The organism is Psychroserpens sp. Hel_I_66, from assembly GCF_000799465.1.
GTDB lineage: Bacteria > Bacteroidota > Bacteroidia > Flavobacteriales > Flavobacteriaceae > Psychroserpens.
Map to the genome: position 1 here is coordinate 831808 of NZ_JUGU01000001.1, position 13782 is coordinate 845589.

The following is a 13782-nucleotide window of genomic DNA, read 5'->3' on the forward strand; positions in this document are numbered from 1 at the left end:
TAATAGTTTTTTTTATTAAGACTCATTTTTAGTTGAAATGTCACTTTAAAACTTACAAAAAAGTATTTTATTTTCTAGGATGGTGATTTAAAAGCACATCTTTTAAGTGAGATCGATCTATATGCATGTAGATTTCAGTAGTAGTTATACTTTCATGACCGAGCATGAGTTGTATGGAGCGTAAATCGGCACCATTTTCTAATAAATGGGTCGCGAAAGAATGTCTAAAGGTATGAGGTGAAATTATTTTACCTAGGTTAATATCTTTGGCTAGGTTTTTTATGATTGTAAATATCATAGCTCTTGTCAACTTTTTCCCTCTATTATTAAGAAATAATGTATCCTTATGTTCGGGATAAACATCTATATGTGATCTAATATCTTTCCAGATGTTAATATATTTTTGAGTATTTAAACCAATAGGCACAAAACGTTGTTTGTCACCCTTACCGGTAACCTTTATAAAGCCTTCATCAAAGAACAAATCTGAAATTTTCAAATCAATAAGTTCGCTAACCCGAAGTCCGCAACTATATAATGTCTCCAAAATGACTCTATTACGTTCACCAATTCTAACACCATTATATTCTTTTGAAAGGTCAATGGCGTTTATGAGTGAGTCAATGTCTTTAATAGAGAGTGTATCTGGTAATTTTCTTCCAATTTTCGGGGATTCAATGTGGTCTATTGGGTTTGTTTTTCGGTAATCCTCAAAAACCAAATAGCTAAAAAAACTTCTCAAACCAGAGATTAATCGTGACTGCGAACGAGCATTTAATTGTTTTGAAGCGTCATAAATGAATGCTTGAACGACTTCGTGGTCAATCGCTACTGGTGAGACCGAAATAGCATGAAGCTCCAGATAGTTGGTGAGTTTTTCTACATCTAATTCATAATTTGAAATAGTGTTTTTAGATAGACCTCTTTCTATTTTGAGATAATATTTATAATCGTTAATAGCATTTTGCCAATTCATACTTTAAAAAGTATAATGTCTTTTAACCTATAAAAATAGGTAATTAAGCTTCAAAATGAGTATAAACCTTAGCGAAATTTAGCTTTTTTTATTAAAAATTGTTGATAACTACATATTTCAAATTGTTGAAAATCAGTGTATTATTTTTATTTGTTTATAAAATTGTTAATAACAAGCAAAAAAATCTTCGTAATCTGAAAAAAAAGTATTTAGTTTGCACCAATCAATTTTAAAACTTTTTATTATGAAAAAATTAATGTTATTTGCTGCAGTTGCAGCTTTTGGATTATCAAGTGTAAATGCTCAAGAAGTAAAATTTGGAGCTAAAGCAGGTGTTAACTTTGCCACTATTGGTGGTGATGTTGAAGATGCAGACGGTCGTACTGCGTTTCACGTAGGAGGTGTTGCCGAAATCATGATTTCTGACAAGTTTTCAGTTCAACCAGAATTGTTATACTCTGCTCAAGGTCTTCAACAGAAGGAAGAGTTTGAAGGATTTACTTTTGAATCAAAATTAAAGCTAGATTATATTAATATTCCTATCATGGCTAAATATTATGTAGCTGAAGGATTTAGTATTGAAGCAGGTCCTCAAGTAGGGTTTTTATTATCTGCTAAAGAAGAATTTGAATTTGAAGGAGATTCTGAGGAAGAAGATGTTAAAGATGCTTTCAATAGTATCGATTTTGGTGCTGGTGTAGGAGTAGGCTACAGAATGGATAGCGGTTTAAATTTCTCTGCTAGATATGTATTGGGTTTATCTAATATATTTGAAGATTCAGGTGATTTTAGTGCACAAAACAATGTAATTCAAGTATCTGTTGGATATTTCTTCAACTAATTAGAAATAAAAGTATTTAAAAAGGGGAAGCCAATTGGCTTCCTTTTTTTTTGTTAAAGAACTCTTGTTTATCGCTTAAATGCATTATTTATCGATTAAACAACTTAAATGATAAATAATTTCTTGTGGGATATAAAAATTAAATCTATGTTTGCCGACCAATTTAAAATTTATAACCAAATTATTTAAACCTATTTATTATGAAAAAATTATTACTTATGGCTGCGGTAGCAGTTTTTGGATTATCTAATGTGAATGCGCAAGAAGACTTAGAAAGTAAAACAACAAAGGGCACTTGGTTGTTTGGTACTGATGCAGGAATTTCTTTCGCATCAAACAAAACCACAGCAGAATTTGATGGACAAGATGCTGGTTTTGAATCAACAGTTTCAACATTTTCAATTACACCTAGTGCAAATTATTTCATTATTGACAATTTAGCGATTGGTTTGGATCTATTATTTTCAAGCAGTAAAGAAGAGGAAGAATTTGATGGATTTGGTGAGACATTCACTGATGAATTTAAAACGAGCACATTTGCAGCAATTCCAAATGCAACTTACTTTTTTGGAGATGGTAGTTTTAGACCATACTTAGGTGCTGGTGTTGGATACTTATCTACAGGATCTGATGAGGATATTACTAAGTTTAGTGGTTTAGTAATTAAAGGTCAAGGTGGTGTAGCGTACTTCATCAATAGCTCTGTAGCATTAAATTTTGGTGTTGAATACTTAAACGCAAATTTAAAGAACAAAGAAGAAAGTGATTTTGAGAACAAATCAAATACTTTTGGCGTAGGACTTGGATTTTCTTTTTTCCTATAAAAATATAACAACCTAACATTGTAAAAACCGAAGCCTAACCGCTTCGGTTTTTTTATACCCAAATTTTAATATCTTTACTTTATGAAGAAACTCATCATCATCAATGGTCCTAACCTGAATCTCTTGGGTAAAAGAGAAACCAATATCTACGGAAATCTAACCTTTACAGAATTTTTTGATCAAACCAGCAAGAAATTTCCAAATGTCAAATTAGAACATTATCAATCTAATATTGAAGGTGAGTTGATCGATAAATTACAGGAAGTAGGTTTTGATTATGATGGTATTATCCTTAATGCAGCAGCTTATACTCATACTTCAGTAGGTATTGGTGATGCTGTAAAAGCTATTGAGACTCCAGTGATTGAAGTTCATATTTCCAACACATTTTCAAGAGAACAGTTTAGGCATCAATCTTATATCTCACCAAATGCAAAAGGTGTGATTTTAGGTTTTGGCCTTCAAAGTTATGAATTGGCAATCCAAAGTTTTTTAAATGAATACTAACCAATAGAAGTTAAGCGTTGTTTTATATATGATAAGGTTAAAAACATGTTTCACGCTTTTTTTGTTTTTCTTTATTCTGAAATGTAACGCACAATCCAATGTAGATTTTGGCATCAAAGGTGGTCTTAACCTTACATTTTTCAAAGTACAAGAAGCACAGTTTGGCAATAATATACAAACCGAAGTGGGCTACTATGGCGGAATTTTTACAAACTTCAAAATCGACCAAACCGTATCCTTCCAACCAGAAGTTTTGTATATAAGCCTAACCGATTTTCAATTCATAAACGCACCATTGTACGCGAATTTTAGAGTTTCAGAAAAAATAAGTTTCTTAGCAGGACCCAGTCTCAATTATTTCTTTGATTTTTTTACCAATAAATTTAAAGTAAGAGGAGATATAGCTACAGCTTATAACCTTACTGAAAATTTTGACATACACATGAAATTTGTAGTTGGTTTTAATGTAGTTGCTCCCAACGGTCTGTTTATAGGGGCAGGATATAAATTCTAAATTCAACCAATTACGCTCTTTTTTTTATGCGTAGTTCAACGAGGGTCATTTACTGTTTTTCCGAAGAAATTATTATGCATCATAATTAAACGTTGATATTCTAGACTAAATTTTGTTTAGCATCTAAGAGTGATTCTTTTTTTACAAGGCTCTATTTTTTCGCGATCAAATTTAGTGATGAAATTTTTGAATTTTCACATTTTATGTTCACCTTTTTATTGAAAAAGGACATCACTTAGATTTTGTTGTTGTATTAAATTTACGTCCAAAATAGAAAGTCGTTAAATCACTGTTAAGTAATGAAAAATAAAGATTTCTGCTATTAGATTTGCATCATAAATCAAATAAAAAATAATTAAATGAAAAAAATAATTGTAATTACAGCAGCGACTTTTATGACGCTATTTAGTGCAAATGCACAGTCAGATTCTAAAGCACTTCAGTTAGGAGCTAAAGGAGGTGTAAACTTTTCAAACATCGATGGCGATGACATAGGTGACAACAAATCTAGAACTAGTTTCAATGTTGGTCTAGTTGCCGAAATCCCTTTGACCGAACGTATTTCATTCCAACCAGAGTTATTGTATTCTGGACAAGGTTTCGATATTCAGGAGAGAGATCAAGACAACGCTTTTGATACAGATGATAATATTGAGTACCAATTAGATTACATACAAGTGCCTTTGTTATTTAAAGCGTATTTGATAAAAGGATTGAGTGTTGAAGCTGGTCCACAATTTGGATTTAAAATCAATGAAGAAATAGATTTTCAGCCAACTGCAGATGGTGGAGATGTGGACATCGATAGAGATGATTCCAACGTTAAGAATTTTGATACAAGTTTGGCTTTAGGTTCTTCTTATAAATTTGATGGAGGATTTTTTGTTAGTGCACGTTATACTTTTGGTTTAACTAATATTTTTGATGATAATACAGTCTTTGAAAATGTAGATGCTAAGAACAAGGTATGGCAATTTGGTATTGGCTTTATGTTCTAAACTAGTAGTTTAAAGCGTAAATAAATTAAAAGTTCTAGATTAATTTCTAGAACTTTTTTTTGTGATATTTTTAATTTTAAAAAAAAGAAGCGATTTGAAATTAATCAAATCGCTTCTTTTTATTTTGTCTAATTGTCTAAAGATGAATTACTTCACCATAAGCATCTGCAACAGCTTCCATAACCGCTTCACTCATTGTTGGGTGAGGGTGTATTGCCTTTAATACTTCATGACCTGTAGTTTCTAGTTTACGACCCAAAACAGCTTCTGCAATCATATCTGTTACACCAGCGCCAATCATATGGCAACCTAACCATTCGCCATATTTAGCATCGAAGATTACTTTTACAAATCCATCTTTTGCACCAGATGCACTAGCTTTTCCTGAAGCAGAGAATGGAAATTTGCCAACCTTGATCTCGATACCTTGATCTTTGGCTTGTTTTTCCGTTAGGCCAACACTAGCAATTTCTGGAGAACAGTATGTGCAACCTGGCACATTTCCGTAGTCAAGTGCTTCAACATGCTGTCCAGCAATTTTTTCTACACATAAAATACCTTCGGCAGAAGCAACGTGAGCCAATGCTTGGCCTGGAGTTACATCACCAATAGCATAGTAACCTGGTATATTAGTTTGGTAGTAATCGTTAACTAAGATTTTGTCGCGATCTACAGCGATCCCAACATCTTCTAAGCCTATGTTTTCGATATTTGATTTGATTCCTACAGCAGATAATACGATGTCTGCTTCTAGGATTTCTTCTCCTTTTTTTGTTTTTACAGTAGCTTTGACTCCTTTTCCAGAAGTATCGACGTGAGTAACTTCCGAAGACGTCATAATCTTTATTCCACTTTTCTTGAATGAACGCTCTAGTTGTTTTGAAACGTCTTCATCCTCAACAGGCACTACGTTCGGTAAATATTCTACGATAGTTACATCTGTTCCCATAGAATTGTAGAAGTAAGCAAATTCAACACCAATAGCTCCAGAACCTACAACGATTAGTTTTTTTGGTTGCTCTTCTAAGGTCATTGCTTTTCTATAACCAATCACTTTTTTACCATCTTGTGGCAAGCTAGGTAATTCACGCGAGCGTGCTCCTGTCGCTATAATAATGTGGTCTGCGGAATATTCTTTACCATCAACGTCTACTTTTTTACCGGTTTTTAACTTCCCGAAGCCTTCAATAACGTCAATTTTATTTTTTTTCATTAAAAACTGAACACCTTTGCTCATGCCATCTGCAACACCGCGACTACGTTTTACAACAGCATCAAAATCATGTGACGCATCTGATACGTTAAGCCCATAATCTTCTGCATGTTTTAAGTATTCAAAAACCTGTGCAGATTTAAGTAGTGCTTTGGTTGGGATACATCCCCAATTTAAACAAACTCCACCTAAACTTTCTTTTTCTACAATAGCAGTTTTAAATCCTAATTGCGAAGCTCTAATTGCTGTTACGTAGCCTCCAGGACCACTACCAAGTACTATAATATCGTATTTACTCATGAGTTTATTTTTGTCTAATTTTAAGGAAACGAAGATACAAAACCAAAAGTAAAAATTCTAAATTCCAATTATAAAATTCCGAAACTCAAATTTCGAATGGTTTTTGCTATAATGGTCTTAAAATTTGGGTGTAAGGTCTAAAGGTCATCTGTAAAATGTCTGCGACCTTTTTCTTTTTCAAACTTCTCTTTGTTATAGATTGAAGATTGTCCTTTGGGGATTGAGAGTGATTTCCAGTGTTTTCCTTTTGATAGTTTACCCACAAAAACGATTTGACCAACGTGATAAGCGTAATGCGCTAACTGTCTATTTATGGCTTCTGTAACGGTATGACCTTGGTTTCTAATATAGATAATGGTTTCCAAATCATCATTAGACAATGGTTTTATGGCGTTGAACAAGCAATTCCAACCTTTGTTTCAATACGTTATAATTTCTTCTTTTTTCTGAAATGGATCTTCAAATTCACTATCACGATGTCTCCAGTGTTTTTCGCCATCTTCAGTGAGAAAATTTGTCCATCGACTTAGCATGTTTCCTACCATGTGCTTGACAATTATTGCAATGGAATTACTGTCTTCTTCAAATTCTTTTTGAAGTTCAATAATTGTCAATTGTTCAAGCGTTTGATCGCCAAGCCTTTTATAATATTCAAACTGTTTGATAATGCTACTTAGATACGATTGTTGCATAACATAAAATTAATAACTATAAAAATAGCGATACAATTTCTAAAAAACTATAGTTTATTATAGTTGGAAATTATACCGCTATTAAAAAGTTTTTAAGGTTTAAATTTTATTCCGCAGGAACAAATTTTAAAGCTACACCATTAATGCAGTGACGCTTACCAGTTGTTTTTCTAGGTCCATCATTAAACACATGACCTAAATGACCACCACATGTTGCGCAATGTTCTTCGTTTCTACTATAACCTAATTTATTATCTGTACCAAATGCAACATTACCTTCTATTTCTCTGTCAAAACTTGGCCATCCTGTGCCAGAATCAAATTTATGCTCGCTTTCAAATAAAGGCGTATCACAAGCTGCGCAATGATAAGTTCCTTCTCTGTATTCTTTGTTTAACGGACTTGTAAAAGGACGTTCTGTTCCTTCTTCTCTTAAAACGTAAAACTCTTCGTTAGAAAGTTCTTTTTTCCATTCTGCTTCTGTTTTACTTACCGGGAATTCCTTTTGCTCTTTCATATCTTTTTTCTGAGCAGTTGAATTGCAGCTAAACATTAGTCCCAATATTAGTAACGTGATTATTTTTCTCATAATTATTTGTTGTTTTATGATTTAGTAGTAATTTTCAATAATTACTTACATAAATTTTAGAGTTGTTATATAAAATTAATAAGTAATTACTATCTTACAAGTACTTAACATATTTTTATAATTCTTACCTTAATTAATCCATAAAAACCCCTAATGAAAGCATTATTTTTTACAAGAGAATTTCCACCTTATGTTTATGGTGGTGCTGGTGTTCATGTTGAATATTTAGCTTCAGAATTAGAGAAATTAATGCCTATTGAGGTACGTAGTTTTGGAGATCAAGATTTGGTTTCAGAAACCATGAAAGTTAAGGGCTATGATTATGACTATGACGGTTTTAATTCTGCAGAAAAAAAATTAAAGGCCATTTTTCAAACCTTGCGTACGTGTGTTAATATGAATGTCGACCCAATTGATGCAGATGTCGTGCATTGCCATACCTGGTATGCCCATTTTGCTGGAATTGTTGCGAAATTATGTTATGGAGTTCCACTCGTGATCACAACGCATTCCTTAGAACCACTGAGACCTTGGAAAAGAGAACAACTAGGTAATGGTTACGATGCATCTTCGTGGATTGAAAAAACCGCAATTGAGATGGCAGACGCCATTATTGCTGTATCCAAGGAAACCAAAGAAGATGTTTTAAAACATTTTGATGTTGATGAATCTAAAGTAAAGGTCATATATAATGGTATCAATTTAAAAGAATATAGAGCAACTCAAGAAACCTCAACTTTAAGGAAATTTAATATTGATCCTAGCAAGCCCTATGTTCTTTTCGTTGGAAGAATTACCCGTCAAAAAGGAATAATCCATTTAGTAAACGCTATTAAATATATTGATGAAGACACGCAAATTGTATTGTGTGCTGGTGCTCCGGATACTCCGGAAATCGGAAAAGAAATGGCAGATAGCGTTGAAGAAGTCAAAAAAACAAGAAAGAATGTTATTTGGATTGCAGATATGTTGCCAAAACCAGAAGTGATTCAATTATATTCTCATGCAGATGTATTTTGTTGTCCATCTATTTATGAACCCTTCGGAATAATAAATCTTGAAGCCATGGCTTGCGAAACTGCAGTAGTAGCTAGTGCAGTTGGTGGTATCAAAGAAGTGGTCATACATAATGAAACAGGGATTTTGGTCCCTGTCCAGCAACAAGACAGCGCACCATTTGAGCCAATAGATCCCGACCAATTCTCTAAGGATCTTGCAGAGGGTATAAATAGCGTAATTTCAAACGATGAAAAAAGAAAAGCTATGGAAAAAGCAGGTCGACAACGTGTTGAAGATGTTTTTGACTGGTCTGCCATTGCAAAAGAAGTACATCAATTATATAAATCTTTAAAAAAATAATTTATGATAAATGACAAGGTATTAAGTATTATACTGGGAGGAGGTCAGGGCTCGAGACTATATCCTTTGACAGAAAGCAGATCAAAACCAGCAGTTCCAATAGCAGGAAAATATAGATTGGTAGATATTCCAATTTCAAACTGTATCAACTCAGATATCAAAAGAATGTTCGTATTGACGCAATTCAATTCGGCTTCTTTAAATAAACACATAAAAAATACCTATCATTTTAGTTTCTTTAGTTCTGCATTTGTAGATGTCTTGGCTGCTGAACAAACCATAAACAGTGGTGAGTGGTTTCAAGGTACAGCAGATGCTGTTCGCCAGAGTATGCACCATTTTATGAGTCATGAATTTGAATATGCCTTAATACTTTCTGGAGATCAATTGTATCAAATGGATTTCAATGAAATGATCAATGCTCACGAAAAAAGCGGAGCAGAAATGTCAATCGCAACATTGCCTGTAAACGAAAAAGATGCTACTTCATTTGGGATTATGAAAACAGATGAAGATAATATAATCCAGTCATTTATAGAAAAACCAGACGCTTCATTATTGCCAGATTGGACTTCTAATGTAAGCGATGAGATGAAAAATAGCGGAAGACATTATCTGGCATCTATGGGTATTTATATTTTTAATAGAGATTTACTGGTTAAGTTGATGAAAGAAAAAGGTACCGTTGATTTTGGCAAAGAGATTATTCCTGCTGCAATAAAAAAACATAGGACCTTAAGCTATCAATATGAAGGTTATTGGACTGATATTGGTAATATAGATTCATTCTTTGAAGCTAATTTGGGTTTAACAGACGATATCCCAAAATTTAATTTGTACGATAATAACCAACGTATTTATACGAATGCGCGTATTCTTCCTACATCTAAAATTTCTGGAACTTTATTAGATAGAACCGTGATTGCAGACGGTTGTATTGTACATGCAGCAAAAATAGAACGCTCGGTCATTGGTATTCGCTCAAGAATTGGATCAGAATCAACAGTGATAAATTGTTACATGATGGGTAACGATTATTATGAGTCTTTACAAGATGTTCAGGCTCAAAATATCCAAACTTTTATGGGTATTGGAGAACGGTGTTTTATTAAAAACGTGATATTAGACAGAAACTGTAGAATAGGCGACGATGTTAGAATTAATGGAGGTAAACATTTACAGGATAAAGAAACCGATAGTTATGTTATTAAAGAAGGTATCGTAGTGATTAAAAAAGATGCTTATATCCCTAACGGAACGATAATTTAATTTTTTTATTTAAAATCATAAGTATTCAAACATTATAGTTAAAATACAAATATTTAATTGGTACAATTACATTAAAATTGGCACTAATTTTATTAATTTCACAACCAAAACATTCATTAACCAACAAAAATGCAAAATCAAAAACGTGTAGTCATAGAAGCAGTTTCACCTCAAATTAACTGCGGAGAATTTTTTATAAAAAGAATTATTAATGAAATTGTAAACATTGATGCTCATGTGCTGGTAGATGGACATGATGTCATTGCAGCTTCTGTTTTGCTAAAACACGAAAAAGAGCGTGCTTGGAAAGACATAAGAATGCAGCACATCATAAATGATGAATGGAAAGCATCTTTTATAGTTGAAAAGCAAGGATTCTACACTTATAAAGTTCAAGGTTGGGTCGATTATGCATTAAATTGGCAACACGGTATCGAGCGCAAAATTGACGACAATCAACATGTCAAGTCAGAATTATTAGAAGGTATTACTTTTTTAGAGCCTTTATTGAAAAAGGTCAAAGGTGACGATAAAAAATACATACAGCATTGTATCGATATCTTCGGAAACCTGGATACATACAACGAAGCTATTTCAGAAGCAAAAAGCGATAGATTACACCATATTTTTTACAATAACCCAGAAAAGCACCTCGCCAACGAGAGCAAGGAACTTAAAGTATACGTAGATAGACCTAAGGCAAGATTTAGTACATGGTACGAATTTTTTCCACGCTCCGCATCTCAAGTTGAAGGGCAACACGGTACATTTAAAGACTGTGAGCGTTTGCTCCCAAGAGTAGCGAAAATGGGATTTGATGTATTATATTTCCCTCCAATTCATCCCATTGGAGAAGTTAATAGAAAAGGTAAAAACAATACCACAAATGCTCAAGATGGCGATGTAGGTTCCGCTTGGGGCATTGGTTCCAAACATGGCGGACACAAAGATTTGCATCCGCAATTGGGATCTGTCGCAGATTTTAAAAATTTAATCAAAGAAGCAAAAAAGCACAATATAGAAATTGCAATGGATTATGCATTGCAGGCAGCACCAGATCATCCTTGGGTTAAATCCCATCCAGATTGGTTTAAGTGGCGACCAGATGGTACCGTTCAGTATGCAGAGAATCCGCCAAAAAAATATCAGGATATTTTGCCCATTTACTGGGAAAGTGAAGATTATAAAAATCTTTGGAAAGAATGCTTAAACACTATGCTATATTGGATTGACTGCGGAATAAAAGTATTTCGTGTAGATAATCCACACACAAAGCCTTATTGTTTTTGGAACTGGCTCATTTCCGAAGTAAAACAAAAACATCCAGACGTATTATTTCTAGCTGAAGCTTTTACGAGACCTAAAGTAATGCAACGTTTGGCAAAAGAAGGATACACACAATCGTACTCTTACTTTACATGGAGAAACAGCAAAAAAGAGTTTATAGAATACATGACCGAGTTGACGCAAACCGAGCAGCGTGAGTACATGCAACCCAACTTTTGGCCTAATACGCCAGATATAAACCCGTATCATTTGCAAGGTGCGAATGAGTCTAAATTTCTTCAGCGTTATGCTTTGGCAGCAACATTGAGTTCTAGTATTGGTATTTATGGGCCTGTATTTGAGCAAATGATTAGCGAGGCAATTCCTGGAAAAGAGGAATATTATATGTCTGAGAAATTTCAGATAAAACATTATAATTGGGAATTAGAAAACAAATTGACTTTGTTAATTTCAAGAATTAACTGGATTAGACATCAAAATCCAGCTTTGCAGCAAACTAATAATATTAGATTTTGTCCTATTGAAAATGATAACTTAATAGCCTTTTATAAATGGGATCAAAATTATACAAACGAATTGTTGATTATTATAAGTTTAGATCAATATTATGTGCAACAAGGTAATGTACAATTGCCATTACAAAAACTAGGTATTAATAGAGGACAGCATGTTAGAGTAGAGGATTTGGTCACAGGTAGCAGCTATAACTGGTATAATGAATGGAATTTTGTAGAATTACATCCTACATTGCCATTCCATATATTTAAAATCAATAAGTAAGATGGCAAAAAAAACCACTACAACTACATCATTAAAGTCGCCCTATAATTTTAATGAAAAATGGGAAGAACTTATCGATAACAAAGAGTTTGTGAAAGTTTTTTTGTCTGATGTTTTAGAAGATTATATCGTTAAGCAAAGGTGGTATGGAGGTAAAGCCAGCAAGCTAAAATATATAGAACTTGCAGAATCTTTTAGAATCCAAAAGGATGGCGAAGTATATTATGGGCTCATTTTAGAAGTTAATTTTACAGAGGCCTTTTACCAGCATTATTTTTTGCCAATCGCATTTGTTTCTGATGAGAATTTTGCACAAGATGATCGAATTTTACCCATAAGCATACAAAATCAAGAGGGTTTTATTATAGACGCCATAAATCTTGAAGCGTTTAGAAAAGTCGTTTTTGAGCGAATTTTATTTGCTGTACCAAAAGACAAAACACGAGTTCGCTATCATAGAAGCGAAATTTTTAGAGATTGTAAATACGAGTCATCCCGTTATATGGGGCTTGAGCAAAGCAATACATCTATCGTTTATAATGATAAATATGTATTGAAATTTTTTAGAAGAATTTACTCAGACCGAAACCCAGATTACGAAATGAGCAGATTTCTATCTGAGAAAAAAGATTACAAAAATACACCAGCATATTTGGGAAGTATTCAAATAAAAGATACCGATATCAATATTACGATTGGGTTGATGCAGGAAATGGTAGAAAACCAAGGTGATGCCTGGGAATATATGCTAAGTGAATTTCACAAAGTATTCTCAAATCTAGAATACAAAAAAATAGACATTTCAAAATTACCAAAAACTGAAGATTTTGGGCATTTACAAATAAGAGATGTCCCAGCGCAAATTATAGATTGGATTGGATTGAACGTTTTTAATAAAATCCAAACCTTAGCGTTAAGAACAGCAGAAATGCACATCGCATTAGGTAGTGAGTTTGAAGATACCGCTTTTACACCTACACATTTTAATGGTGATTATGAAGTTTGGTTAAAAAACAGATTACTTTATCAATTTCAAAACCGACTTAATACGATTGAAAATAATTTACACAAGCTCGATGGCTTGGCATTAGAATTAGCAAACGAATTTTTAGAGAAAAAAAACATCATTAGAAAGCGATTTGTAGATTTTGATTGGACCAAATTAAAAGGAGAAAGAATTCGGGTTCATGGTGATTACCATTTGGGACAGGTTTTAGTTCATGAAGATGATTTTTATATTTTGGATTTCGAGGGAGAGCCAGAAAGTACCATTCGCGATCGTAAAGTAAAACAACCACCATTAAAGGATATTGCTGGTTTGTTTCGCTCCTTTCATTATGCTATTTATGCAACAATTTTTAACAATTCAGACTTATACAAACAAAAGCAAGAACATCTTTTTGAAGCTGGGGAAATATTATATCAATATTTAAAATCGGTCTTTTTAGAAACTTACGTCAATAAAGTTCAAGGTGCAAATCTTAATATTGGATATAATCAAGAACGTATTTTTTTACTTAAATACGCAATGCTCGAAAAAGCAGTCTACGAGTTAGGCTACGAGCTTAACTCACGTCCACGTTGGGCAGTCATTCCATTAAAAGGAATCTCAAATATCATTAACAACTAATTT

The 13782-nt window shown here is 33.2% G+C and carries 12 protein-coding genes and 1 pseudogene; 9 read left to right on the plus strand and 4 right to left on the minus strand.

Going from position 1 to position 13782, the window contains the following annotated elements:
- Positions 1–67 precede the first annotated feature (67 nt).
- Entirely contained in the window at positions 68–976 is a 909-nt protein-coding gene (gene xerA, locus GQ40_RS03840) for a site-specific tyrosine recombinase/integron integrase (RefSeq protein WP_047545906.1), read from the minus strand.
- A gap of 244 nt (positions 977–1220) precedes the next feature.
- Between xerA and GQ40_RS03845 the strand changes: the two genes are divergently transcribed.
- The 5 genes from GQ40_RS03845 to GQ40_RS03865 all read left to right on the plus strand — a co-directional run bounded on the left by GQ40_RS03845 (position 1221) and on the right by GQ40_RS03865 (position 4660).
- Positions 1221–1817, plus strand: a complete 597-nt coding sequence (locus tag GQ40_RS03845; protein WP_047545908.1) for a porin family protein — start codon at positions 1221–1223, stop codon at positions 1815–1817.
- A 200-nt stretch (positions 1818–2017) separates the two neighbouring features.
- Positions 2018–2641 (plus strand): OmpW family outer membrane protein, encoded by a 624-nt coding sequence (locus tag GQ40_RS03850; protein ID WP_047545910.1) that lies wholly within the window; start codon positions 2018–2020, stop codon positions 2639–2641.
- Between the two features lie 81 nt (positions 2642–2722).
- On the plus strand, positions 2723–3148 hold the full coding sequence (gene aroQ, locus GQ40_RS03855; RefSeq protein ID WP_047545912.1) for a type II 3-dehydroquinate dehydratase: 426 nt from the start codon (positions 2723–2725) through the stop codon (positions 3146–3148).
- Positions 3149–3176: 28 nt separating this feature from the next.
- On the plus strand, positions 3177–3662 hold the full coding sequence (locus tag GQ40_RS03860; protein ID WP_047545914.1) for a hypothetical protein: 486 nt from the start codon (positions 3177–3179) through the stop codon (positions 3660–3662).
- A 359-nt stretch (positions 3663–4021) separates the two neighbouring features.
- Positions 4022–4660 (plus strand): porin family protein, encoded by a 639-nt coding sequence (locus tag GQ40_RS03865; RefSeq protein WP_047545916.1) that lies wholly within the window; start codon positions 4022–4024, stop codon positions 4658–4660.
- Positions 4661–4796: 136 nt separating this feature from the next.
- Here the strand turns inward: GQ40_RS03865 and lpdA are convergent, their stop codons facing one another.
- The 3 genes and pseudogenes from lpdA to msrB all read right to left on the minus strand — a co-directional run bounded on the left by lpdA (position 4797) and on the right by msrB (position 7454).
- Complete coding sequence (gene lpdA / locus GQ40_RS03870; RefSeq protein WP_047545917.1) at positions 4797–6173, minus strand: dihydrolipoyl dehydrogenase; 1377 nt, start codon at positions 6171–6173, stop codon at positions 4797–4799.
- Between the two features lie 137 nt (positions 6174–6310).
- A pseudogene (locus tag GQ40_RS03875) lies at positions 6311–6865 on the minus strand (DUF1572 family protein).
- A gap of 106 nt (positions 6866–6971) precedes the next feature.
- Positions 6972–7454: a peptide-methionine (R)-S-oxide reductase MsrB gene (msrB, locus tag GQ40_RS03880; protein ID WP_047545919.1), complete on the minus strand. Its 483-nt coding sequence runs from the start codon at positions 7452–7454 to the stop codon at positions 6972–6974.
- A gap of 153 nt (positions 7455–7607) precedes the next feature.
- Between msrB and glgA the strand changes: the two genes are divergently transcribed.
- From glgA to GQ40_RS03900, 4 genes are all read left to right on the plus strand, one after another.
- Positions 7608–8813 carry a glycogen synthase gene (gene glgA, locus GQ40_RS03885; protein WP_047545920.1) on the plus strand — a complete coding sequence of 402 codons (1206 nt, stop codon included), beginning with the start codon at positions 7608–7610 and terminating at the stop codon, positions 8811–8813.
- A 3-nt stretch (positions 8814–8816) separates the two neighbouring features.
- Positions 8817–10082 carry a glucose-1-phosphate adenylyltransferase gene (locus GQ40_RS03890; RefSeq protein WP_047545922.1) on the plus strand — a complete coding sequence of 422 codons (1266 nt, stop codon included), beginning with the start codon at positions 8817–8819 and terminating at the stop codon, positions 10080–10082.
- A 129-nt stretch (positions 10083–10211) separates the two neighbouring features.
- On the plus strand, positions 10212–12149 hold the full coding sequence (locus GQ40_RS03895) for an alpha-1,4-glucan--maltose-1-phosphate maltosyltransferase (RefSeq protein WP_047545924.1): 1938 nt from the start codon (positions 10212–10214) through the stop codon (positions 12147–12149).
- A gap of 1 nt (position 12150) precedes the next feature.
- Positions 12151–13779 carry a maltokinase N-terminal cap-like domain-containing protein gene (locus GQ40_RS03900; protein ID WP_047545926.1) on the plus strand — a complete coding sequence of 543 codons (1629 nt, stop codon included), beginning with the start codon at positions 12151–12153 and terminating at the stop codon, positions 13777–13779.
- Positions 13780–13782 lie beyond the last annotated feature (3 nt).